This window comes from Stenotrophomonas sp. GZD-301, from assembly GCF_049310345.1.
In the GTDB taxonomy this organism is placed as follows: domain Bacteria; phylum Pseudomonadota; class Gammaproteobacteria; order Xanthomonadales; family Xanthomonadaceae; genus Stenotrophomonas.
In genome coordinates this window covers 20,553-46,522 of record NZ_JBMOWY010000060.1, presented here as the reverse complement: position 1 = coordinate 46,522, position 25,970 = coordinate 20,553, and the positions used below count along the sequence as shown (strand labels likewise).

Here is a 25,970-nt window from a genome sequence, read left to right as displayed (position 1 = left end):
CCGTGCCGGCCTACGGTCGGCACCTGCCGCGGCGCCAATCTCCGGACGCCCTTTACCGGCCAACGGTCCGCGGCGGCAATCCCGGTAGAGCCGACCGTTGGTCGGCTGCCGTTGGCGCGACACAGCGTCGCATCTGCCCCCTGCCCATCGGGCCCAAATAAGGGTAAAATGTCGCGCTTCCCCACATCTCGGGTATGCCGATGCTGCGCATCCAGGCTGAAGCACTCACTTACGACGACGTCTCGCTCGTCCCCGCACATTCCACGATCCTGCCCAAGGATGTCAGCCTTGAAACGCGGCTGACCCGCGACCTGCGGCTGAAGCTCCCGATCCTCTCGGCAGCGATGGATACCGTCACCGAAGCCCGCCTCGCCATCGCGATGGCCCAGCTTGGCGGCATGGGGATCATCCACAAGAATCTGACCGTCGAACAGCAGGCCGCCGAAGTGGCCCAGGTCAAGAAGTTCGAAGCCGGCGTCATCCGCGACCCGATCACGGTCGGCCCGGAAACCACCATCCGCGACGTGCTGGCGCTGACCCAGGCGCGCAACATCTCCGGCGTGCCGGTGGTGGATGGCGGTGGCCAGCTGGTGGGTATCGTCACCCATCGCGACATGCGCTTCGAGACCGAGCTGGACGATCCGGTCCGCCACATCATGACCAAGAAGGATCGCCTGATCACGGTCAAGGAAGGCGCCGCATCGGATGAAGTGCTGCAGCTGCTGCACCGCAACCGCATCGAAAAGATCCTGGTGGTCAACGATGATTTCGCCCTGCGTGGCCTGATCACCGTCAAGGACATCCAGAAGAACACCGACTACCCGAACGCCGCCAAGGACACCGCGACCCGTCTGCTGGTCGGTGCCGCAGTGGGCGTCGGCGGCGATACCGATCGCCGTGTCGAAGCGCTGGTCGCTGCCGGCGTGGACGTGCTGGTGGTAGACACCGCGCACGGCCACTCGCAGGGCGTGCTGGACCGCGTGCGCTGGGTCAAGAAGAACTTCCCGAACGTGCAGGTCGTCGGCGGCAACATCTGCACCGGCGAAGCCGCACTGGCGCTGCTGGACAGCGGTGCGGACGCGGTCAAGGTCGGCATCGGCCCGGGCTCGATCTGCACCACGCGCGTGGTCGCCGGTGTCGGCGTGCCGCAGATCACCGCGATCGACCTGGTCGCCGAAGCGCTGCAGGACCGCATCCCGCTGATCGCCGATGGCGGTATCCGCTACTCGGGCGACATCGGCAAGGCACTGGCTGCCGGCGCCTCGACCATCATGATCGGCGGCCTGCTCGCCGGTACCGAGGAATCGCCCGGCGAGACCGAGCTGTTCCAGGGTCGTTCCTACAAGAGCTACCGTGGCATGGGCTCGCTGGCCGCGATGGAGAAGGGGTCCAAGGACCGCTACTTCCAGGACGCCTCCAGCGCCGACAAGCTGGTGCCGGAAGGCATCGAAGGCCGCGTGCCGTACCGCGGTCCGGTTGGCGGCATCATCCATCAGCTGATGGGTGGCCTCCGCGCCACGATGGGCTATGTGGGCTGCGGCACGGTCGAGGACATGCGCAGCAAGCCGAAGTTCGTCAAGATCAGCGGCGCCGGCCAGCGTGAGAGCCACGTCCACGACGTGCAGATCACCAAAGAGCCGCCGAACTACCGCGCCTGATGCGGTAAGCGCAAAGAGGAACGAGGAAGCTGATTCCCGTTCCTCTTTCTCTATCCGCCGCCGCTACCCCCGTTTCGTTTTTCGTACTCCCTCCTGCATTGCCCGGGCGCCATGACCAACATCCATAACGACAAGATCCTCATCCTCGATTTCGGCGCGCAGTACACCCAGCTGATCGCGCGCCGCATCCGCGAGCTCGGCGTGTACTGCGAGATCTGGGCGTGGGACCACAACCCGGCCGAGATTGCCGCGTTCGGTGCCAAGGGCATCATCCTGTCCGGTGGCCCGGAATCGACCACGCTGCCGGGCGCGCCCGCCGCGCCGCAGGAAGTATTCGACAGTGGCCTGCCGATCTTCGGCATCTGCTACGGCATGCAGACCCTGGCCGCCCAGCTCGGTGGCGCCACCGAAGCGGCCGACCAGCGCGAGTTCGGCCATGCCGAAGTCAACGTCGTGCACCCCGACGCGCTGTTCAAGGGGCTGAGCGACCACGGCGGCGAGCCGAAGTTGAACGTGTGGATGAGCCACGGCGATCACGTCTCGGTCGCGCCCCCGGGCTTCACCGTGACGGCTGTGACCGACCGCATTCCCGTGGCCGCGATGGCCAACGAAGAGAAGCGCTGGTACGGCGTGCAGTTCCACCCGGAAGTGACCCACACCCTGCAGGGTCAGGCGCTGCTGCGCCGCTTCGTGGTGGACGTGTGCGGCTGCGAAACCCTGTGGACCGCCGCCAACATCATCGACGACCAGATCGCCCGCGTGCGCGAGCTGGTGGGCGATGACGAAGTGATCCTCGGCCTGTCCGGCGGCGTCGATTCATCCGTCGTGGCCGCGCTGCTGCACAAGGCCATCGGCGACAAGCTGACCTGCGTGTTCGTCGACACCGGCCTGCTGCGCTGGCAGGAAGGCGACCAGGTGATGGCGATGTTCGCCGAGCACATGGGCGTCAAGGTGATCCGCGTCAACGCGGCGGACCGCTATTTCAGCAAGCTGGAAGGCGTGAGCGATCCGGAAGCCAAGCGCAAGATCATCGGCAACCTGTTCGTGGACATCTTCGACGAAGAGTCCAACAAGCTGAGCAATGCCAAGTGGCTGGCGCAGGGCACCATCTACCCTGACGTGATCGAGTCGGCCGGCAGCAAGACCGGCAAGGCCCACGTGATCAAGAGCCACCACAACGTGGGCGGCCTGCCCGAGCACATGAAGCTGGGCCTGGTCGAGCCGCTGCGCGAGCTGTTCAAGGACGAAGTGCGTCGCCTCGGCGTCGAACTCGGCCTGCCGCGCAGCATGGTTTACCGCCACCCGTTCCCGGGCCCGGGCCTGGGCGTGCGCATCCTCGGCGAAGTGAAGCGCGAGTACGCCGAACTGCTGGCCAAGGCCGATGCGATCTTCATCGACGAACTGCGCAAGGCCGACCTGTACGACAAGACCAGCCAGGCGTTCGCGGTGTTCCTGCCGGTGAAGTCGGTGGGTGTGGTCGGTGACGCGCGCGCGTATGAGTGGGTGATCGCACTGCGTGCGGTGGAGACCATCGATTTCATGACGGCGCATTGGGCGCATCTGCCGTATGACTTCCTGGGTACGGTGAGCAACCGGATCATCAATGAGCTGCGTGGTGTCTCGCGCGTGGTTTATGACATCTCGGGCAAGCCGCCTGCGACGATCGAGTGGGAATGAGTTGAACCAACAAGGGCGCCGGAAGGCGCCCTTGTCACTTTCACGGGATCAAGGTGAAATGGTGAAGTTGGTGGCGCGGGATCGTCCGGTGCGCTACCTCGCAATTTCCCGAAAGGAATCACGTGCATGAGTGACATCAAGCTGTTCAGAGTGGCCGACGGCCTGGCAACGGAGCTGCAGGGTCGGGCATCGGACCTGGAAAAGCCGCTGCAGCATCTGATCGAAGCCAATCTGCAGCCGATGCTGGGTATCCGCTTCGTCGCCTCCGAGTACGCGACGGGTAGGGCGCATGGCGGTCGCATCGATTCGCTGGGGCTGGATGAAAACGACAGCCCGGTGATTCTGGAATACAAGCGGTCCGTGGGCGAGAACGTGATCAATCAGGGGCTCTACTACCTGCATTGGCTGATGGACCACCAGGCCGAGTTCAAGCTTCAGGTAATGGAAAAACTTGGCATGGAGGCCGCAGCTCGCATCGACTGGAGCTCGCCACGCGTGCTGTGCATCGCGGCCGATTTCACCAAGTTCGATGCGCACGCAGTCCAGCAGATCAACCAGAGCGTGGAGCTGATCCGGTACCGTCGCTTTGGTGACGACCTGCTGCTGCTTGAGCAGATCAATACCGTCAGCAGCGGGCGCTCGAAGGCGCGTCCGCGTGCCGTGGATGCGCCGGTGCAGACACCGCCGGAACCGGTGGCCAACGTGCGTGCTGCGGGTAGTTCCACCGACCGCACATACGCCGAGTGGATGGCGCTGTTGAGCGCGGACATGCTGGAGCTGATCGGTTCGTTGGACGACTTCATCGTTTCGTTGGGTGACGACGTCCAGCGCAAGGAACTGAAGCTCTACATGGCGTTCAAACGCCTGAAGAACTTCGCCACGGTAGTGCCGCAGCGCAGCCGGCTGCTGCTGTTCCTGCATGTGGACCCGGACCCGCTCATGCCGCTGGCGTCGAACATGCGCGATGCCCGTACGTTCGGTCACTGGGGGACGGGCGATCTGGAGGTGTCCATCGCCAGCTTTGCGGATCTCGATCAGGTCAAGCCGTTGATCGTGCAGGCATATGACGGACGGGGTTGATCAGACGGCAGCGCCAACGAATGGCGCCATGTGAAGGTCCCGAGCATGTCTGGCTCCCCTTGGCCTTGACTCAGCCAAGACCGCGGGTGTCGCTACACTAACGACTTATGCCCGATGGAATCTCGCTCATGTTCACTGGAAAAGTCGCGGTGGTCACCGGCTCCACCAGCGGTATCGGTCTTGGCATTGCCATCGCGCTCGCGCGTCAGGGGGCCGATATCGTGCTGAATGGATTTGGCGATGCGGCGGAGATCGAACGCATCCGTTCCGGCCTGGCGGCCGAGTGTGGCGTACGGGTGGCGCATGACGGCGCCGACCTTTCGCGTGGTGAGGCGGTGCGGGACATGATCGCCCATGCCGTTGAGACGATGGGGCGCATCGACATCCTGGTGAACAATGCGGGCATCCAGCACACCGCGTCGATCGAGGCGTTTCCCGTAGACAAGTGGGATGCGATCCTGGCGCTGAATCTATCGGCGGTGTTCCATGCCACGGCGGCTGCCGTGCCCTACATGAAGCAGCAAGGGGCTGGCCGCATCATCAACATCGCATCGGTGCATGGACTGGTCGCGTCGGTGAACAAGTCTGCCTACGTAGCGGCCAAGCACGGCGTGGTGGGCTTCACCAAGGCGACGGCACTGGAAACCGCGGGTACGGGCATCACGGCCAATGCCATCTGCCCAGGCTGGGTGCGAACTGCGCTGGTCGAGCAACAGATCACGGCGTTGGCGGAGCGGGACGGAACGGATCAGGAGTCTGCCGCTCGCGCGTTGCTGGCCGAGAAACAGCCCACGTTGCAGTTCGTGACGCCCGACCAGCTGGGAGACATGGTTGCCTTCCTGGCGTCCGACGCTGCCGCCCAGATCACGGGGACCGCGCTTCCGGTGGATGGCGGCTGGACAGCCCGCTAGCCGGCCGGCTGTGCCCGCCGCTGCAGCTTCGGCAGCGCCACCCGACGCGCCGTAGCGCGGGAACATTGGCTGCGGCTTGACAGTCAGGCTGGCGCGTTCCAGCCTGACGCGATCCTCTGCTCGAATCCGCATGCCAACCTTGCCGCCTCTTTCCCGCGCATCCGCGTTCCTGGGTGCGCACAATGCCTATGAGCGCTGCACGCGTGGTGTGGTGATCCACGGATACGCGTGCGCATTTCATCAGCAGTACTACTGTGACGCGCTGTTCGACGAGTACGGCGTGGCTGCACCGGCATCGGTGATGGCTGCAGTGGAGAAGCGCCGCAGCGAGTTTCTCGTGGGTCGGTTATGCGCACGCCATGCGCTGGCTGCGGTGGGCTGCGATGTCGTCCATGTTGCGGTGGCGGCAGACCGTTCGCCGCAGTGGCCGGTCGGTGTGCGGGCGTCGCTTTCGCACGCCGCAGGGCGCGCGGTCTGCATTGCGACGGTCGATGCGTCGGTCGCAGGCCTGGGGGTGGACGTGGAAGGACGACTGACGCGGGTCGCCGCTGCGGAGGTGCGCGATCAGGTGCTTGCTCCACAGGAGGTGCACCGGATTGCGTCAGAATTTTCTGACCCCGATCTTGGTCTCGTGCTGGCGTTCTCGGCGAAGGAGTCCATTTTCAAGGCACTGTACGCACACGTAGGGGCCTTCTTCGGATTCGATGCGGTCGAGCTGACGTGCTGTCTACCAGGGGAATTCGAGTTTGTGGTCTGCGATCGCCTGTCGCCTTCGGTGCGGGCCGGCATGCGCATTCGCGTCGGCTACGACATCACGCCAACGCAGGTGGAGACATGGGTGTGCGTGCTGTGGTCGGACTTGGAACTGTCATGAAGACATGCACTCAGCGCATGACATGCGGCGGGTTGTTTGGCGGGAAATCGCATGCTATGTTCGTTTAGCAACCGAGACACTTACATCACTTAGGTCTCGCTGCGTGTGATCATGGATGCACACCCTGGAGAAACGAATGTCTCTGGAAGAAGAAGTCGATGCAGTACGCTATGTAAAGCGACTGAAAGAATTCTGGTCGCACGTTTTTATGTACCTGATCTTCGCGATCGCATTGGGCATTTATGCAGTGCCGGATCGTCCAGTAATCCTGTGGGGTCTGCTGGGCTGGGGCGTCGGTGTCGCCCTGCATGGCGTGTTCGCCTATCGCGGATTCAGCTTCTTCGGTCCCGACTGGGAACGAAAGATGATCGAGAAGCGGCTCAACAAGAAGCCGTAAGACGTCACGCGGAAATCGCATGCCGTGAGCGCAAGGCCGCACCCGGGGAGGTGCGGCCGGTTGGCGCGTGAGCTGTGCGCAGTGCCGTGTCGTCAGTATCCGGGCGTCCCTTGGGGTGCATTGAAGATCCAGGATGGAGAGCGGGGGCGTGAAAAAAACTACAGCGGTGTTCGTAACCCTTGTCGGGTTGACGATCGGCCTGCCGGTGCTTGCCGGCATGCTGCGAGGAAAACAGGGCATTCCCGTCGAGACGTTGCCCGTCGCCGACGAAGTGGTCCGCAGTTCGGTGCTCGCATCGGGAAAAGTGGGGTTTCGTGAACAGGTGCGACTCAGCTCCGAGCTCAGCGGCAAGGTGCTCAGCGTGGACGTTCGCGAAGGCGATACGGTACGCAAGGGCCAGTTGCTGATCGCGCTGGAAGCCGAGCAGTATCAGGCGATGCTGGAGCAGCAGCAGGCCGATGCGCGGCTGCAGCAGGTGGCGATCTCACAGGAGCAGACGCAGTTGCGGAACCTGGAGCGCCAGGTAGAGCGGCTGCGTGCGCTGCAGCAGGATCGTCTGGTTGACCGCAGCACGTTCGAGGCCGAAGAGAACAAGATGAATGTGGCGCGGCTGAACGTGCAGTCGCGTCGCGAATCGCTGGCGCAGTCGAGCGCCACACTGGCGCAGGCGCGCGACACCCTCAAGCGCACGCAGATCCGCTCGCCGCTTGACGGCGTGGTGACGCGGCTGGACGTGAAAGCGGGCGAATCGGTGATTCCAGGCACCACCAATATTCCCGGTACCGTGCTCGCAGAAGTCTCGGATACCTCGTCGGTGATTGCCGAGGTCAAGGTCGACGAAACCGATATTGCCCGCATCGTTATCGGCCAGCGTGCCGCCATCCATGCAGCGGCGTATCCCGATCAGGTGGTGCATGGCGTGGTCGAGCGCATTGCGGCATCGGCGGTGAAGGCCGAGGGGCAGCAGAACCTCTCTTTCGCCGTTGATATCCGTCTGGACGCCGCCGAGGCCAACCGGATCAAGCCAGGCACCAGCTGTCGCGCGGAGATCTACATCCAGTCCAGCGACAAGGAACTGGCAGTTCCGCTCCAGGCGGTGCTGTACGAAGACGCGACACGCGCCGGCAAGGAAAAGGCCTATGTGTTCGTGGACGAGGCCGGCACCGCCGTGCGCCGGGACCTGACGCTGGGCTTGTCGTCGGACAGCCATGTCGTGGTCAAATCGGGTCTGAAATCCGCCGAGCGCGTGGTGGTGGGGCCCTTCCGGACGCTGCGCCTGCTCAAGGACGGCGACGCGATCGGCGATGCCGACAGGGACGGCGCCCGTGTCCGTCGCTGAGCGTGCGGCTGGCGCGACGCCGGTTGCCACGGTGGAACCTGCAGATGCGGATGCGGCCCCGGTGATCGCGCTGCGCGGCGTGCGCCGCGAGTATGTGATGGGTGGGCAGACGGTGCAGGCCCTGCGCGGCATCGATCTGGACATCCGGCGCAACGACTATGTCGCGATCATCGGCGCCTCCGGCTCCGGAAAATCCACCCTGATGAACATCATCGGCTGCCTGGACAAGCCGTCGCACGGCCACTATCTGCTCAACGGGCAGGCGGTGGCCGACATGGGCGACAACGCGCTGGCCGGTGTACGCAACACCGAGATAGGCTTCATCTTCCAGAGTTTCAACCTGCTGCCGCGCGTGGATGCCCTGCACAACGTGATGCAGCCACTGGTGTATCGCCGGATGCCGTATGCCGAGCGACGCGAGCGCGCCAGCGACGCGCTGCGCAAGGTCGGTCTGACGCAGCGCATGGGGCATCTCCCCAATGAGTTGTCCGGCGGGCAGCGGCAGCGCGTCGCGGTGGCGCGCGCCCTGGTGGGCAACCCCAGCATACTGCTGGCCGACGAGCCCACGGGAAATCTGGATTCCACCACCACCGAAGAGATCATGACTCTGTTTGACCAGCTCCAGGCGGATGGCCAGACCGTCGTGGTGGTAACCCATGAGCCGGACATCGCGCAGCGCTGCCACCGCGTGATCACCCTGCACGACGGGCTGGTCAAGCTCGATCAGCAGCAGAGGCCGCTGGCATGCTGATGGATTGCGCCCGCTCCGCGCTTACGTCGCTGCGGGCGCATGCGTTCCGTTCCTTTCTTACCGCCCTGGGCATCGCCATCGGCGTCGCCGCCGTGATCTCGATTGTGTCGATCGTGCAGGGGCTGTCGTACACGATCAGCATGCAGTTCGAGAGCTTGGGCTCGAACTCCATCACCATCCGCTCCTTCACGCCGCTGCGTGAGCAGATGCTGGGCCGCAACGCCAAGTTGACCGAAGCCGATCTGCAGGCGATCCGGCACAAGGTCAATGGCGTCTCGCACATCACGCCGGTACTGTTCGACCCCGGCGACAGTACCAGCCGGGTCGGCTACCGGTCGCGCAATGCGATGACGCGCGTGTTCGGTGTGGGTGCCAGCTACATCGACGTCAATCGAATCTATCCGCAGCAGGGGCGATTCTTCAGTCAGGACGACGATGCCAGACGTCGTCTGGTCTGCATCGTCGGCACCGAGGTGATCGAGAACCTGGAGCTGCCCAAGCCCGGGTTGGGCGAGTTCGTCCGGGTCGGCGAGGAATGGTGCAAGGTCATCGGGGTGATGGAGAGACGGGGCGAGCTGTTCGGCTTCTCCCAGGACGACTACATCCTGCTGCCGTTCTCGACCATGCAGCGTCTGCTCGGTGGCTCGCGTGAATACGACATCCAGGTGCAGCTGCAGCTGGAGGATCCCGAGCGGTCCGACGTGGTCATTGACCGCATCCGGCGCGTGCTGCGCGAACAGCACAAGCTGCAGGGCGCGCAGGCCGACGACTTCCGCGTGCAGACCTCCGAGCAGTTGAGTGCCTCGTTCAACACGATCCTGGATTCCGTGACGCTGGTCGCGGCGGGTATTGTCGGTATCTCACTGCTGGTCGGGGGCATCGGCATCATGAACATCATGCTTGTCTCGGTCACCGAACGTACCCGTGAGATCGGCATCCTCAAAGCGCTGGGCGCACGGCGCGCCGACATTCTGCTGCAGTTTCTGATCGAGGCCATCGTGATCTGTCTCTTCGGCGGCGTCATCGGTGTGGCCATTGGCTACGGCGTCGGCAGCCTGATCGCCGCGATCATTCCCGGCATGCCATCGGTGTACATGCCGGCATGGGTGGTCTGCATTTCTGTGGGGTTCTCCGTGGCGGTGGGCGTGCTGTTCGGCATCCTTCCGGCCACCAAGGCCGCGCGCCTGGACCCCATCGAGGCGCTGCGTTACGAGTAGTGGGGCGGGTTCATCAACAACAACTGGAGGCGTATGTGACGGACAACAGCAGCAACCTCAAGCTTGCCGAGCGGATATTCACGGCACCCGTGGAGGCTTTCCGCACGTTGCCTCCCGGCTACTCCTGGGCGATGCCATTCCTGGCCGTGCTGGGTCTCAGCCTGGCGGCGTGGGTGTTCTACTACCTGCGCGTGGATATTGCCTGGTTGGCCGATCATCAGGTGAACCTGATGGGCAAGGAGCTGACCGAGGAGGAGGCCGAGAGCGCGCGGAACATGCTGGGCCGGGGCTTCCAGTTGACGATGGCGATCGGGACGGTGCTGGTGCTGGTACCCGGCGCGTACGTGCTGCAGGCGTTGTACTTCAATGCCGTGGGTGCGCTGCAGGGCGACAACAAGGGCTTCCGTCAGTGGTTCTCTTTCGTCTCCTGGACCTCGCTGCCCACCGTGCTGGTGCTGCTGGCGATGATTGCCTACGTTGCCGCGAGCGGCGACCGCCTGGCGACCGAGGAGTTGAATCTGCTGTCGTTGGATGGCCTGCTGCTGCGCCTGCCGGCGGAGTCACCGTGGAAGGTCATGCTCTCCAGTATCTCGATCGCCACCATCTGGTCGATTGCCTTGATGATCGTGGGCTACCGGTTGTGGGTGGGTGCGTCGCTGATCAAGTCGGCGGTGATCGTGCTTGCGCCATACCTGCTCGTATACGGCGTCTGGGCGTTCTTCATCGCGCGGTGATGCCGCTGCAGCGGCACTGCTGCCTGTACGCGGGCAGCAGTGCCGTGAAGTCGTGTGATGGCGCACACATTGGTGCGACATTGTCATGAAGCAAGATGCCTTGAGGCGATTGCGAGACGAATCTTCTGTGCTAATCTCAATTATCAAGCCTTGTGTTCTGTCGAGGCGCAACTGAAGCAGTAGCGGTAGTTCGATTTGTTTCCATGCCGGGGATCATGGCCGCAGCGAGGATGCTGCAGTCCAGGCGGTGATCCGGGTGCAGTGAATTCACAGTCTTGGAAGGCTAATGATTTCTGCGATCGATACCAGCAACAACTGTTCACGTATCCGGCGTCCGGTTGCATCGTGCAGCCCTGTGGAGTTTTTTGCTCCTGCGCCGAATCCACACGTTTCCGGTTCATTGCGATCCGTGATCGCCGCTGTCTGCGACCGTCCCTCTGGGGCGCTGGCGCTGTGCTGTCTGCAAGGGTTCCAACGCGAGCGGTAGTCGTTCGCGCTTTCGATTGGGTGTTCTACGTTGCCGGGTGTCCCTGAGCTCACGTTGATGGGCGACGGGAGCGTGTGCCTGCACGGTGCAGGGTTCGCAGGAAAGGGGAATGCATGGAGCAGTCCGTGATCGATGACAACAGGTGGATGCCTGCGCTCGGGCCTGCGGCGGAGGGCACTGTGCGTCTGTTCTGCCTGCCGTATGCGGGGGGCGGCGCGTCCATCTACCGGCAGTGGTCCAGGCTGTTGTCGCATCACGTGAGCGCCGTGCCGTTGCGGTTGCCCGGACGCGAGATGCGCATCCTGGATGCACCGATCGACACGCTCGACCGCATGCTTGACGCGCTCGTTGCCGTGCTCCGGCCGCACGTGCACCAGCCGTATGCCGTGTTCGGGCACAGCATGGGTGCATTGATTGCTCATGAGCTGGTCCAGCGCCTGCGCGCCGAAGGCGTCGCGCTGCCGGTACTGTTGGGCGTCTCTGGCCGACAGGCGCCGCATATTCCAAATCCCGCCGGCTGGGAATCGGTGCGCGGCGTGAGCGATGCGCGTTTCATCGAGATCCTTGCGCGCATCAATGCCGCTACCGAAACCGTGCTCGCCAATCCCGCGCTGTACGAGCTGCTGCTGCCGACGCTGCGCGCGGACTTCAATCTGTGCGAGGACTATCAATCGCGTGCGCCCCGGCCGTTACCGATGCCGATCGTCGCATTCGGCGGGATGCACGATCCGTCCGTTTCACTGCAGGCGGTCGCCGACTGGTCGCGACATACCACCGCGGGATTCAGCATGAATGCCATCGACGGTGACCACTTCTTCATCAACAGCCACGCCGCACAGGTGTGCCAGGCGCTTGAGCAGTCCCTGTTCGAACGCAGGGCCGTGTCGTGCGCGGGGTTGAGCCGTGACGCAGAAGCCGCTTCATCCAATGCGTGATTTCCATCCGTAGTCCATCCGTGGAGGCAACATGAACGCTGAAGTTGAATATTTCGTAGTCATCAACGACGAAGAGCAGTACTCGATCTGGCCGTCGTTCCGCGAGGTGCCGCTGGGTTGGTACAAGGAGGGCAAGTCGGGCACGAAGCAGGCGTGTCTGGACCACATCGAGCAGGTCTGGAAGGACATCACGCCCAAGAGCGTGCGTGACGCCATCGCCGCCGCGCGTGAGTCCACGCCGGCAGTCTGAAACCCTTCTCTCGTTGCAGCCGAGGTCTTCCGATGTCGAACCAGCACGCGAGCTCGAACGCTACATCCCTGTCCACTGCCTTCATTCGTTCGGCGACGCATTGGCCTGACGCAGTGGCGGTGAAGGACGCAGAGGGGGCGCTGAGCTATGCGCAGCTGGAGGCGGCCAGCGCGGCGATTGCCGCGGCGCTGCACCGCAACGGGGTGCTGCCGGGCATGCGGGTGGGCGTCAGCCTGACCCGCTCGCGCTGGCTGGTGGCGACCCTGCTGGGTATCGTCCGAGCCGGTGCCACCTATGTGCCGCTGGATGCGAGCTATCCAGGCGAACGCCTGCGCGCGATGCAGGCCGATGCCCAGGTCGCCTGGCTGGTGAGCAACGACGAACCGGAATGGGCGCAGGCGCCGGTACTGCCCTGGTCACACCTGGAAACGGCGATTGCCGGCGGCGAGCGTTACGAGTGGGCCGGGCGCAGCGCCCGCAGCGCGGCCTATGTGATGTTCACCTCCGGCTCGACCGGTCGGCCGAAGGGCGTGCTGGTCAGCGATGGTGGCATCGTCGATCTGGTCAGCGGCCAGGACTACGTGACGCTGGGGCAGGACGATGTGCTGCTGCAGCTGGCGCCGGTGTCCTTCGATGCGTCCACCTTTGAGATCTGGGGTGCGCTGCTCAACGGTGGGCGGCTGGTGATGGCGCCGGAAGGGCGGGTTTCGCTGAGCGAGCTGGGTCGGCTGATCGAGGCCAACGGCGTGACCGTGCTGTGGCTGACCGCGGCGCTGTTCCAGCTGATGGTCGATGAGCACTCGCAGGGCCTGAAGGGGCTGCGTTACCTGCTGGCCGGTGGCGATGCGTTGTCGCCGGCGCATGTGCAGCGCTACCTGGCGTTGCCGTTCAGCGGCACGCTGGTGAACGGCTATGGCCCGACCGAGGCAACCACGTTCAGCTGCTGCCAGGCCTTGAACGGCTGGAGCGGGCAGGGCAGCGTGCCGATCGGGCGCGGCGTGGCCGGGCGCACTGCATACGTGCTCGACGCGTATGGCCAACTCGTGCCGCCAGGCACGGTGGGCGAGCTGTTCGTGGGCGGCAGCGGCGTGGGCATGGGCTACATCGGCCAGCCCGGCGCAACGGCCGAGCGCTTCGTTCCCGACCCGTATGGTCCGGCGTCCGGTGGCCGGCTGTACGCTACGGGCGACCGGGTGCGTACATTGCCGGACGGCACGCTGGAGTACCTGGGCCGCGACGATGCGCAGGTGAAGGTGCGTGGCTACCGCATCGAGCTGGGTGAGGTGGAGCGTGCACTGGCCAGCCATCCGCAGCTGGGCGCGGTGAGCGTACAGGTGCACAGCGCGGGCGACGGCAAACGGCTGGTGGCCTACGTCGTCGCGCGGCCGGGTCATGCCGTGCCGGCCGCCGGGGAACTGCAACGCTATCTCGGCGACTGGTTGCCGGAATACATGGTGCCGGCACTGTACGTGGGGCTGGAGCGGCTGCCGCTGACGGCCAACGGCAAGATCGACAAGGCGGCGCTGCCGGTACCGGGAGCTGCTGCTTCGGATGCGCAGCACGAAGCGCCACAGGGCGCGGTCGAACAGGTGCTGGCGAAGATCTGGGCGGAGGTCCTGGACGTCGACCTGGTCGGCCGGCACGACAACTTCTTTGAGCTGGGCGGCGATTCGATCCTGAGCATCCAGGTCAAGGGCTTGGCCGATCAGCGTGGCCTGGTGCTGGAACTGGCGGATCTATTCGACTACGACACCCTTGCCGAGCTGGCCGCGCAGGTCCGCGTGGCCGAGCCAGCCGATGCGCCGCTGGAGGCGATCGCCCCGTTCGAGCTGTTGGGCCCTGCGCAGCGCGAGGCGCTGCCCGACGGCGTCGTGGATGCCTATCCGCTGAGCGCGATGCAGGCCGGCATGCTGTTCCACTCCGACCTCGGCGGCGGCGCCACCACCGTCTACCACGACATCTATCATCTCGACCTGGATGGCGAGTACCGTAGGGAGCTGCTGCAGAAGGTGCTGGCGGGTGCGGTGGAGCGGCATCCGATTCTGCGTACCTCGTTCGACATGCTGCGCAAGCCGGAACCGCTGCAGTTCGTCTGGGGCCACGCGCAGATCGCACTGCTGGAGAAGGACGGGACCGGGTTGCCGCCGCAGGGCTGGGAGCAGGACTACCAGGACTGGCTGGAACAGGAGCGACGCACGCCATTCGACTGGCAGCAGGCGCCGTTGATGCGCGCCTTCGTTCACCTCCAGAGCGGGCGTCAGTGGCGGCTTACCCTCAGTTTCCATCACGCCATCCTGGATGGCTGGAGCCTGGCCCAGTTCCTGGCGGAGCTGCTGGTGGACTACCGGGCGCTGCTGGATGGACAGCCGATCGCCTCGCAGCCCCCGCGCAGCCGGTATGCGGAGTTCATCGCTGCCGAGCGGCGCTCGACGGCCGACGCCGCCGCCGAGCGTTTCTGGGCGGACTATCTGCGCGATGCGGACGTGCTGCAGATCGAGCGCGTCCAGCCACTGGCCGAGCCGGTGGCCGCAGACGTGCGCAGCCTGCACATTCCGCTGTCGCCGCAGATCCAGCGGGGATTGAAGCAGCGGGTCGAAGACTGCCAGGCACCGATGAAGAGTGTGCTGCTGGCCGGACACCTGCAGACCCTGTCGCTGTACTTCGGCAAGCAGCAGCCGTTCTCCGGCATCCTGGTGCATGGACGACCGGATCGGCAGGACGGCGAGAGAACGCTGGGCTTGTTTCTCAACAACGTGCCGCTGCGCCTGCCGGCAAGCGGTCTGGGCTGGCGCGAGCTGGTCAGCGCCGTACAGGCGGAGGAGCGCCGGCTGTTTCCCCACCGGCTGTACCCACATGCGCGCATCAGCCGTGCGCTCGGCGGACCGGATACGGTCCAGACCGCGTTCAATTTCACCAAGTTCCATGCCTACAAGGGGCTGCGCGACGACGCGCTACTGAGCGCTGCCAACGCCCAGGTACGGGAGCACTCCACGTTCCCGCTGGTGCTGCAGACGGCAGAGGATCCGGACACCGGCGCGTTGACCTTGAGGCTGGAGTTCGATCCGGCACGGTTGGACGAGGCGCGTGCGGAGGCCCTGGCGGAGCTTTACGCGACGGTCTTCGCCGCGCTCGCGCTCGCGCCGCAGCAGCGGCCCGATGAGGCGGTGCTGGTTCCTGCGGCACAGTGGTGCGTTCGCCAGGAGCAGTCGGCGGCCGGTGCGCAGGCCTTCCGTACACTGTTCGACGCGGTGTGCGCCGAAGCGGGTGCTGCGACTGCGGTGCACGATGGCAGCGGTCACTGGTCCTACGCGCGCCTGCGTCGCGGCGTTCACGCCCTGGCAGACCGTCTGCGCTCGCATGGCGTGGTCCAGGGGACCCGGGTCGGGGTCTGCCTTGAGCGTTCGATTCCGCTGCCGGTGGCGATGTTGGCCATCTGGAGCGTGGGCGCCACGTATGTGCCGCTGGCGGCCGACCATCCCGCAGAGCGGCTGGAGGCGATGCTTCGCGCCTGCGACATCGCCCACCTGGTGGTGTCGCCGGCGACCGTGGCGTGCCTTCCTGCCGAGGTACGTGGTGGACGTGTCCTGATTGCGGGCGAACTGAGTGGCGAGGAGATCACCGCGCCTCCGCCGGGTCCCGGCCTTCGCGACGACGATGCGGCCTACATCATCTTCACCTCCGGCTCGACCGGCACGCCCAAGGCAGTGGTCGTGCCGTGGCGCGGCGTGTGCAATCTGGTGGCGCAGCAGCGCCGGGTGCTGGGTGCCGGGCCGGGGCATGGCGTATCGCAGTTCGCCTCGCTGACCTTCGACGCGTCCGTGTACGAGATGGTGATGGCGCTGCTTACCGGCGGCACCCTGCATATCGTGGAGGAACGTCGCAAGCGCGACCCCGACTACCTGCACGCATTGATTGGCGAGCGCGCGATCGATCTGCTCACGCTGCCGCCCTCCTACCTGGCGGTAATGGACCCAGAAGTCCTGCCGCACCCGGTGACGGTGGTGGCAGCCGGCGAGGCGTTGCCGGCCGCATCGGCACGACGCTGGGCCCAACGTCATCGCCTGCTCAATGCGTACGGGCCAACCGAGGCCACCGTCTGGTCCACGTGGCATGCATGCGACGGCACCGATGCCGCCCGGGTGCCGATCGGGCGTCCGTTGTCTGGCGTCGGGGCTCGGCTGCTCGATGCGGGATTGCGCCCTGTTCCGGCCGGGATGCGCGGCCACCTGTACCTGACCGGACCCGCGCTGGCACACGGGTACACCGGTGATGCTGCACGTACCGCCAGCCGCTTCCTGCCCGATCCGTATGCCGAGGTCGCGGGCGCCCGCATGTATGACACCGGCGACGTGGTCTGCATGCTGCCCAGCGGGGACATCGACTTCATCGGCCGCGACGACCGCCAGGTGAAGCTGCGCGGCTACCGGATAGAGCTGGACGAGGTGGAGCTGGCGTTGAACGCGGTGCCCGGGGTGGAGCAGGCCGCCGTGGAGCTGGTGGAGCGGGCCGATGGGCGACGCGAGCTGGTGGGTCTGGTCCAGATGGCGGCGGACTTCGGTGCGCCCGAGCGTGTCGCGGACGTGCTTGCGGGGCGCTTGCCGGACTACTGCATTCCGCAACGTTTCATCACATTGGAGCGGATGCCACAGACGCGGCACGAAAAGCTCGACCGCGCCGCGCTGCGGGCACTGGCAATCAGTGCGGAGGCAACCCCGTCAGTAGTGGCCGGCGCCCCGCTGAATGGTCTGGAGCAGACCTTGGCCCGGATCTGGAGGGAGGTCCTTGAGCTTGAAGCGATCGACCCGGACGACTCGTTCTTCACCCTGGGTGGCGACTCCATCCTCAGTATCCAGCTGCGCGCACTGACCCATGCGCACGGCTACGACTTCGAACTGGAGGATCTGTTCAAACAGCAGAGCATCCGCAAACTCGCTCCGCTGGTGAAGCCGCTTGCGGCGAAGGGGCCGGCGGCGGTCGTGCCGTTCAGCCTGGTCCGCGCCGACATCGCCGACGCGCTGCGCGACACCGCCGTCGATGCCTACCCGCTCAGCCGGATGCAGGCGGGCATGCTGTTCCACCAGGACTTCAGCGGGGATGATGCGGTCTACCACGACATCATGAACTACACGATTGGTGGCGAGATCGACCCGCAGGCGCTCGAGCAGGCCCTGCTCCGGCTGACCGCCCGTCACGACATCCTGCGTACCGGCTTTGATCTGTCCCGGTTCGACATCCCCTTGCAGGTGGTGCAACGGGAGGCCAACAGCCATTTCGGCTTCCACGATCTGTCTGCCTTGGGCGCCGACGAGCAGCGCGTGCTGCTGCAGCAGGCCAATGCGCAGGAGAAGACCCGTTCGTTCGATCTCAACGCTCCCTCGTTGCTGCGTGTGGACCTGTTCCGGTTGGGACCCGCGCGGCATCAACTCAACCTGAGCTGCCCCCACGCGATCCTCGACGGCTGGAGTGCGGCGTCGCTGATGACCGAGCTGCTGCGCGATCACTGCCGTGGCGGCAACCACCCGGGCGTAGAGGCCCCGACCCTGCGTTATGCCGACTTCGTGGCGCTGGAACAGGCCGCCCTGCAGTCGCAGCAGAACCGGGCGTTCTGGCTGGACAGGCTGCAGGACGAGGGACGTGTGCCATTGCCGGCGCGGTCGGATGCTGCGGTGGGCGAGCCGCTGCGTCTGGAGGTGCCGCTGGCGGCACAGCACAAGCAGGCGTTGGCGGCGGTGGCGGTCGAACTGGGCGTACGCCTGCGCGATGTCATGCTGGCCATCCACCTCAAAGCCATCAGTGTGATTACCGGAAGTGCGCAGGTGTGCAGTGGCGTGGTCGTCAATGGCCGGCCGGAATCGGCTGGCGGCGAGCGCATCCTGGGCATGTTCCTCAATACGCTTCCGGCGTCGCTGAAGGTGACGCCGGGGACGTGGCGCACCCTGATCGGGCACGTGCGCGACATGAACGAGCAGCACTGGAGCCACCGGCGCTTCCCGATGACGGAGATGAAGCGTATCGCGGGCGGTACGGCACTGTTCGACGTGGTGTTCAATTTCACCCACTTCCACGTGTACGACAAGTTGGGCGAATCCGGAATGCGTCTGGAAGGCACGGACGGCTTCGAGTACTCCAACTATCCGCTGACCTTCCAGGCCGGGTACCAGCCGTGGCGCAATGAACTGCACATGATGCTGGACCTGGATTCAGCAGCGATCGATGCCCCCCAGGCAAAGCAGATCGCCCACGTGTACGCGGCCGTCGCGCAATGCCTGGCCAGCGATGTGGAGGCCTCGCATGCGCGTGATTTCCTTGCGCCTGACCAGCGTGCGGGCGTGCTGGCCTGGGCCGGCACGCCGGGCGACGGCGACGACAGCCTGGGCGGCCGCTTCGCACGGACCGCGCAGGCGGTGCCCGATGCCATCGCCGTGCAGGACGCCGACGGCACGCTGAGCTATGCGCAGCTGGAGGCGGCCAGCGCAGCGATTGCCGCGGCGCTGCACCGCAACGGGGTGCTGCCGGGCATGCGCGTGGGCGTCAGCCTGACCCGCTCGCGCTGGCTGGTGGCGACCCTGCTGGGTATCGTCCGAGCCGGCGCCACCTATGTGCCGCTGGATGCGAGCTATCCGGGCGAACGCCTGCGCGCGATGCAGGCCGATGCCCAGGTCGCCTGGCTGGTGAGCAATGATGAACCGGAATGGGCGCAGGCGCCGGTACTGCCCTGGTCACACCTGGAAACTGCGATTGCCGGCGGCGAGCGTTACGAGTGGGCCGGGCGCAGCGGCCACAGCGCGGCCTATGTGATGTTCACCTCTGGCTCGACCGGTCGGCCGAAGGGCGTGCTGGTCAGCGATGGCGGCATCGTCGATCTGGTCAGCGGCCAGGACTACGTGACGCTTGGCCAGGACGACGTGCTGCTGCAGTTGGCGCCGGTGTCCTTCGATGCGTCCACATTCGAGATCTGGGGCGCGCTGCTCAACGGTGGGCGGCTGGTGATGGCGCCGGAAGGACGGGTCTCGCTGAGCGAGCTGGGTCGGCTGATCGAGGCCAACGGCGTGACCGTGCTGTGGCTGACCGCGGCGCTGTTCCAGCTGATGGTCGACGAGCACCCGCAGGGCCTGAAGGGGCTGCGCTACCTGCTGGCCGGTGGCGATGCGCTGTCGCCTTCGCATGTGCAGCGCTACCTGGCGTTGCCGTTCAGCGGCACGCTGGTGAATGGCTACGGCCCGACCGAAGCGACCACCTTCAGCTGCTGCCAGGCCTTGAACGGCTGGAGCGGGCAGGGCAGCGTGCCGATCGGACGCGGTGTGGCCGGGCGCACGGCATACGTGCTCGACGCGTACGGCCAGCTGGTGCCGCCGGGCACGGTAGGCGAGCTGTTCGTGGGCGGCAGCGGCGTGGGCATGGGCTATGTGGGGCATGCAGCGCTTACCGCGCAGCGGTTCGTACCGGATGCCTTCTGCGGCAAGGCCGGGGCACGGCTGTACGCCACCGGGGACCGGGTGCGCTACCGCACCGACGGCACGCTGGAGTACCTGGGCCGCGACGATGCGCAGGTGAAGGTGCGTGGCTACCGCATCGAACTGGGCGAGGTGGAGCGAGCGCTGGCCAGCCATCCGCAGCTGGGCGCAGTGAGCGTGCAGGTGCACAGCGCGGGCGATGGCAAGCGGCTGGTGGCGTATGTCGTTGCACGTCCCGGCCAAACCGTGCCGGCGACAGGGGAGCTGCAGCGATTCCTGGGCGACTGGTTGCCGGAGTACATGGTGCCGGCGCTGTACGTGGGGCTGGAGCGGCTGCCGCTGACGGCCAACGGCAAGATCGACAAGGCGGCGCTGCCGGTACCGGGGGCTGCGGCATCGGATGCGCAGCACGAAGCGCCGCAGGGCGAGGTCGAACAGGCACTGGCGCAGATCTGGGCGCAGGTGCTGGAGGTCGAGCAGGTGGGCCGGCACGACAACTTCTTTGAGCTGGGCGGCGACTCGATCCTGAGCATCCAGATCAAGGCGCAGGCGCAGCAGCAGGGCATGGAGTTCGCACTGGAAGCGCTCTTCGAACGGCAGACGGTGGCCAGGCTGGCCGAGGTGGTCACCCAGGGCGGCAAGGCGGTGGCCGCGCCCAAGGTGGAGGCCTTCGACATGTTGTCGCCGCAGGAACTGGCTGCACTTGACCAGGAGAGCGTGTGATGACCGAGACACAGCGCGTTGCCGATCGCCTCCGGATCGAAGATGCCTATCCGCTGGGCCATGCACAGGCCGGAATGCTCTTCCACAACGAGATGCATGCCGAAAGCGCGGTCTACCACGACATCGTGACGTTCCAGCTTCGCCTGGGATTCGACCTCGCCGCGCTCACTGCGGCCTTCGATGATCTGGTGACGGCCCATCCCATCCTGCGCACACGCTTTCGCCTGAAGAACGCGTCGCGTCCATTGCAGGTCGTGATGTCCGGCGGGCGGATGTCGATCACCCACCGCGACTTGACCCGCTTCTCCGAGGCCGCCCAGGACGCGTATCGCGAAGAGTGGCTGGACACGGAGAAGCGGCACGGGTTCGATCTGGAAGCGGCCACACCGTTGCGCGTGCATGCGCACGTATTGGGAGAGCAGCGCTGGGAGCTGGTCTTCAGTTTCCACCACGCGCTGCTCGATGGCTGGAGTCTCGGGCTGCTGCTCTCCGCCTTCATCGACGCCTACACCGCGCGGCTGCACGACGTTGCCGCGCCCTGCAACGTCCCCGCATCGCGGTATCGGGACTACATCAAGCTGGAGCAGGATGCCCTGCAACAGCCAGCGGCGGCGGACTACTGGCGCAGCGTCCTGGAAGGCGCGACACCCGCAGACCCGCCGCGCACTGCCGGCACCGGCCATCTCGGCGTGGAGCGCCGTGCATTGCCCCTGGACGGGCCACGGTCGGCGGCGATCCGTGCACTGGCCAAGCGACTTCGGGTCTCGGTGAAACACGTGCTGCTGGCCCTGCACCTCAAAGCGCTGGGGGCGATCTGCGGGCAGGACGAGGTGATGAGCGGCGTGGTGACCAACGGCCGGCCGGAACAGGCCGGCGGCGATACCGTGCTGGGGTTGTTCCTCAACAGCGTGCCGTTGACGCTGCGCACGCGTGGATTGAGCTGGGAGGCCCTGATCGGAGCGACCTTCGCGCAGGAGCAGGCAATGTGGCCGCATCGTCGGCTGCCGCTGTCGGAGATCATGCGCCTCCAGGGCGGACGCACCCTGTTCGAGACGCTGTTCAACTACACCCACTTCCACAACTACGGTGGGCTGGTCGGGGATGAGGGGGGCGTCATCCTCGAGCGCGGTGGCTTCGAACATTCCAATTACCCGCTGGTGGTGCAGGCGGGCCAGGAGGCCGATGGTTCTGCCGTGTATCTGTATGTGGAAGCCGATCGCGCCGTGTTTTCACCGACGCAGATCGAGCGCATGGTGGCCATCCATGCCGATGCGCTGGACCGCCTGCTCGACGATCCGCAGCGGCCTTGCGATGCCGGAGACTTCGTGCCGGTGGCCGACCGCAGGCAACTGCTGGCCTGGGCCGGGACCCACGGTGCCGGCACGGAGAATCTGGTTGGCCGGTTCAGGGAGGCGGTAAGCCAGACCCCGGATGCGGTGGCCGTGGAGGATGCCGAGGGCGCGCTGAGCTATGCGCAGCTGGAGGCGGCCAGCGCGGCGATTGCTGCGGCGCTGCACGGCAGCGGGGTGCGGCCGGGCATGTGCGTGGGCGTCAGCCTGGCCCGCTCGCGCTGGCTGGTGGCGACCCTGCTGGGTATCGTGCGTGCCGGTGGCACGTATGTGCCGCTGGATGCGAGCTATCCGGACGAGCGCCTGCGCGCGATGCAGGCCGATGCCCAGGTCGCCTGGCTGGTGAGCAATGACGAACCGGAATGGGCGCAGGCGCCGGTACTGCCGTGGTCCAGTCTGGAGACGGCCATTGCCGGCGGTGAACGCTACGAGTGGGCCGGGCGCAGCGGCCGCAGCGCGGCCTATGTGATGTTCACCTCTGGCTCGACCGGTCGGCCGAAGGGCGTGCTGGTCAGCGATGGCGGCATCGTCGATCTGGTCAGCGGCCAGGACTACGTGACCCTGAGGCGGGACGACGTGCTGCTGCAGCTGGCGCCGGTGTCCTTCGATGCGTCCACCTTTGAGATCTGGGGTGCGCTGCTCAACGGTGGGCGGCTGGTGATGGCGCCGGAAGGGCGGGTTTCGCTGAGCGAGCTGGGTCGGCTGATCGAGGCCAACGGCGTGACCGTGCTGTGGCTGACAGCGGCGCTGTTCCAACTGATGGTCGATGAGCATCCGCAGGGGTTGAAGGGGCTGCGTTACCTGCTGGCGGGCGGCGATGCGCTGTCGCCGGCGCATGTGCAGCGGTACCTCGCGCTGCCGTTCAGCGGCACGCTGGTGAACGGCTATGGTCCGACCGAGGCGACCACGTTCAGCTGCTGCCTGGCCTTGAACGGCTGGAACGGGCAGGGCAGCGTGCCGATCGGGCGCGGCGTGGCCGGGCGCACGGCGTACGTTCTGGATGGCACCGGGCAGCTCGTGCCGCCGGGCACGGTGGGCGAGCTGTTCGTAGGCGGCAGCGGCGTGGGAATGGGCTATGTCGGCCAGCCCGGTGCGACAGCGGAGCGCTTCGTTCCCGACCCGTATGGTCCTGTCCCCGGCGGCCGTCTGTACGCCACGGGCGACCGGGTGCGCTACGGCATCGACGGCACGCTGGAGTACCTCGGGCGTGACGATGCGCAGGTAAAGGTGCGTGGCTACCGTATCGAGCTGGGGGAGGTGGAACGCGCACTGGCGAACCATCCGCAGCTGGGTGCGGTGAGCGTGCAGGTGCACACGGCCGGCGACGGCAAACGGCTGGTGGCCTATGTCGTCGCGCGGCCGGGCCACACAGTGCCTGGCACGGGTGAGCTGCAGCGATTCCTGGGCGAGCGGTTGCCCGAGTACATGGTGCCGGCGCTGTACGTAGGGCTTGACCGGCTGCCGCTGACGGCCAACGGCAAGATCGACAAGGCGGCGCTGCCGGTACCCGGTGCTGCCGTGGCCAGTAGCAGTCATGAGCCGCCGCAGGGTGAGGTCGAACAGGCGCTGGCACGGATCTGGGCGGAGGTGCTGGAAGTCGAGCAGGTGGGCCGGCACGACAACTTCTTTGAGCTGGGCGGTGACTCGATCCTGAGCATCCAGATCAAGGCGCAGGCACAGCAGGACGGCCTGGAGTTCGCACTGGAAGCGCTGTTCGAGCTCCAGACCGTAGCCAAGCTGGCCGAGGTGGCAACCCGCGGCGGTCCGGCTTCGGGCGCATCATCGCAGCGCACCGTTGCGTTCGGACTGATCGATGCGGCGGTACGGGCGCGGCTGCCGGCCACGGCCGAGGATGCCTATCCGCTCAGCCACATGCAGGCGGGCATGCTGTTCCACAGCGATCTCGATCGGGCCAATTCGGCCTATCACGATATTTTCCACTTCCGCATTCGCGCCGACGTGGACCCGCCCCGCATCGCTGCGGTGCTGCGTCAGCTGGCACGCCGCCACGCCGTGCTGCGCACCGCGTTCGATCTCAGCTTCGCACCGCCGTTGCAGGTGGTGCATGCGCAGGCCGAGATACCGCTGGCATTTCACGATCTGGCACATCTGGAAGCCTGGCAGCAGGACGCCGAGCTGCAACGCTGGATGGAGCGGGAGAAGCACGCGGGTATCGATGTGCGGCATGCGCCGGTGGTCCGGGCGGATGTCTTCACGCTTGGACCGCGTACGTTCGACGTCGGCCTGAGTTTCCACCACGCGATCCTGGACGGCTGGAGCCTGGCGACACTCACCACCCAGTTCGTCGAGGACTATGCCGCGCTGGGCAAGGCACGTTCGATCGAGTGGGACGTCACCGGGGCGTACCGCGACTACGTCGCGCTCGAGATGCAGGCGGTCGAGAGCGATGCGCATCGTGGCTGGTGGGAGGCGCAGCTGCGCGATTTCAGTCCCTCGTTGCTGCCTGCGGGACCGGGAAGCGCGTCCGGTGCCACCCAGCGTACACCGGTGCGGATCGACCAGGCACAAAGCAGGCAGCTGCAGGATCTGGCCAAGCGCTGGCAGGTCCCGTTCAAGAGCATGCTGCTGGCGATCCATCTCAAGGCCTTGTCGGTCATCACCGGCCTGCGCGATGTGACCACCGGTCTTGTCACCAATGGCCGGCCGGAATATGCGGACGCCGAGCGCCTGGCCGGGCTGTTTCTCAACACGGTGCCGTTCCGCCTGCACGCCGGCAGCGAAAGCTGGCGCGAGCGCGTGGGTCGGATCGCCGCCCACGAACAGGGGCTGTGGGCGCACCGCCGCTACCCCATGCCGTTGATGAAGCGCTGGGTGGAAGGCGGCCAGTTGTTCAACACCGCGCTCAACTACACCCACTTCCATGTGCTGGAAAGCGCGATCGACAGTACTGAGGACGTGACCCTGATCGGCGGTGGTGGCTTCGAGCACGCGCACTTCGATCTGATCGCGCAATGCGGTTGGCGTGCCGACAGCCATACACCCCAGTTCACGCTGGAGACCAACGCTGCGAGGACGCCACCGGAGGTCGCTGCCCTGTACGCGCGGATCTACCAGCAGGCGCTGTGCAGCCTGCTGACCGATCCGCTGGCGTCGTGCGATGCGCTGGACAGTGTCTCCGGGCAGGATCGCCAGCAGCTGCTGGCCTGGGCCGGCACGCCGGGCGACGGCGACGACAGCCTGGGCGGCCGCTTCGCACGGACCGCGCAGGCGGCGCCCGACGCCATCGCCGTGCAGGATTCCGACGGCACGCTGAGCTATGCGCAGCTGGAGGCGGCCAGCGCGGCGATTGCCGCGGCGCTGCATCGCAACGGGGTGCAGCCGGGCATGCGCGTGGGTGTCAGCCTGGCCCGTTCGCGCTGGTTGGTGGCGACGCTGCTGGGCATCGTGCGGGCAGGTGCCACCTATGTACCGTTGGATGCCGGTTATCCGGGTGAACGCCTGCGCGCGATGCAGGCCGATGCCCAGGTCGCCTGGCTGGTGAGCAATGACGAACCGGAATGGGCGCAGGCGCCGGTACTGCCCTGGTCACACCTGGAAACGGCGATTGCCGGCGGCGAGCGTTACGACTGGGCCGGGCGCAGCGGCCGCAGCGCGGCCTATGTGATGTTCACCTCCGGCTCGACCGGTCGGCCGAAGGGCGTGCTGGTCAGCGATGGCGGCATCGTCGATCTGGTCAGCGGCCAGGACTACGTGACGCTGGGCCAAGATGACGTGCTGCTGCAGCTGGCGCCGGTGTCCTTCGATGCGTCCACCTTTGAGATCTGGGGTGCGCTGCTCAACGGTGGGCGGCTGGTGATGGCGCCGGAAGGGCGGGTCTCGCTGAGCGAGCTGGGTCGGCTGATCGAGACCAACGGCGTGACCGTGCTGTGGCTGACGGCGGCGCTGTTCCAGCTGATGGTCGACGAGCATCCGCAGGGGTTGAAGGGGCTGCGTTACCTGCTGGCGGGCGGCGATGCGCTGTCGCCGGCGCATGTGCAGCGGTACCTTGCGCTGCCGTTCAGCGGCACGCTGGTGAACGGCTATGGTCCGACCGAGGCGACCACCTTCAGCTGCTGCCAGGCCTTGAACGGCTGGAGCGGGCAGGGCAGCGTGCCGATCGGGCGTGGCGTGGCC

The 25,970-nt window shown here is 66.1% G+C and carries 14 protein-coding genes (1 of these 14 only partly in view); all 14 read left to right on the top strand.

Going from position 1 to position 25,970, the window contains the following annotated elements; all coding sequences use genetic code 11:
- Positions 1-200: 200 nt before the first annotated feature.
- Entirely contained in the window at positions 201-1,658 is a 1,458-nt protein-coding gene (gene guaB, locus ACO6VK_RS16245; RefSeq protein ID WP_136003821.1) for an IMP dehydrogenase, read from the top strand.
- A gap of 111 nt (positions 1,659-1,769) precedes the next feature.
- Positions 1,770-3,335 (top strand): glutamine-hydrolyzing GMP synthase, encoded by a 1,566-nt coding sequence (gene guaA / locus ACO6VK_RS16240; RefSeq protein WP_411850776.1) that lies wholly within the window; start codon positions 1,770-1,772, stop codon positions 3,333-3,335.
- 126 nt (positions 3,336-3,461) lie between these two features.
- Positions 3,462-4,415, top strand: a complete 954-nt coding sequence (locus tag ACO6VK_RS16235) for a DUF5655 domain-containing protein (RefSeq protein WP_422508908.1) — start codon at positions 3,462-3,464, stop codon at positions 4,413-4,415.
- Between the two features lie 128 nt (positions 4,416-4,543).
- Entirely contained in the window at positions 4,544-5,326 is a 783-nt protein-coding gene (locus ACO6VK_RS16230) for a 3-hydroxybutyrate dehydrogenase (protein ID WP_422508906.1), read from the top strand.
- Positions 5,327-5,456: 130 nt separating this feature from the next.
- A complete protein-coding gene (locus ACO6VK_RS16225; RefSeq protein WP_422508904.1) occupies positions 5,457-6,200 on the top strand; it encodes a 4'-phosphopantetheinyl transferase family protein in 744 nt (247 codons plus the stop codon).
- 136 nt (positions 6,201-6,336) lie between these two features.
- Entirely contained in the window at positions 6,337-6,597 is a 261-nt protein-coding gene (locus ACO6VK_RS16220; RefSeq protein WP_422508902.1) for a 2TM domain-containing protein, read from the top strand.
- A 187-nt stretch (positions 6,598-6,784) separates the two neighbouring features.
- Positions 6,785-7,936: an efflux RND transporter periplasmic adaptor subunit gene (locus ACO6VK_RS16215; RefSeq protein WP_422508900.1), complete on the top strand. Its 1,152-nt coding sequence runs from the start codon at positions 6,785-6,787 to the stop codon at positions 7,934-7,936.
- Positions 7,923-8,687, top strand: coding sequence for an ABC transporter ATP-binding protein (locus ACO6VK_RS16210; RefSeq protein ID WP_422508898.1), 765 nt, complete (start codon positions 7,923-7,925; stop codon positions 8,685-8,687). Before ACO6VK_RS16215 ends, ACO6VK_RS16210 begins: the two co-directional genes overlap by 14 nt.
- Entirely contained in the window at positions 8,687-9,904 is a 1,218-nt protein-coding gene (locus tag ACO6VK_RS16205) for an ABC transporter permease (RefSeq protein ID WP_422508896.1), read from the top strand. Before ACO6VK_RS16210 ends, ACO6VK_RS16205 begins: the two co-directional genes overlap by 1 nt.
- A 35-nt stretch (positions 9,905-9,939) precedes the next feature.
- The gene (locus ACO6VK_RS16200; protein WP_422508894.1) at positions 9,940-10,638 is read left to right on the top strand and encodes a YIP1 family protein; all 699 of its coding nucleotides are present in this window, start codon (positions 9,940-9,942) and stop codon (positions 10,636-10,638) included.
- A 612-nt stretch (positions 10,639-11,250) separates the two neighbouring features.
- Complete coding sequence (locus ACO6VK_RS16195; protein ID WP_422508892.1) at positions 11,251-12,060, top strand: thioesterase II family protein; 810 nt, start codon at positions 11,251-11,253, stop codon at positions 12,058-12,060.
- 31 nt (positions 12,061-12,091) lie between these two features.
- Positions 12,092-12,310, top strand: coding sequence for an MbtH family protein (locus ACO6VK_RS16190; protein WP_422508890.1), 219 nt, complete (start codon positions 12,092-12,094; stop codon positions 12,308-12,310).
- A gap of 32 nt (positions 12,311-12,342) precedes the next feature.
- Positions 12,343-20,487, top strand: coding sequence for an amino acid adenylation domain-containing protein (locus ACO6VK_RS16185; RefSeq protein WP_422508887.1), 8,145 nt, complete (start codon positions 12,343-12,345; stop codon positions 20,485-20,487).
- Positions 20,487-25,970 carry the 5' portion of an amino acid adenylation domain-containing protein gene (locus ACO6VK_RS16180; RefSeq protein WP_422508885.1) on the top strand. The gene runs 2,292 nt beyond the window's last position, so 5,484 of the gene's 7,776 nt are visible here — the first part of the coding sequence; its start codon is at positions 20,487-20,489; its stop codon lies off the right edge, out of view. Before ACO6VK_RS16185 ends, ACO6VK_RS16180 begins: the two co-directional genes overlap by 1 nt.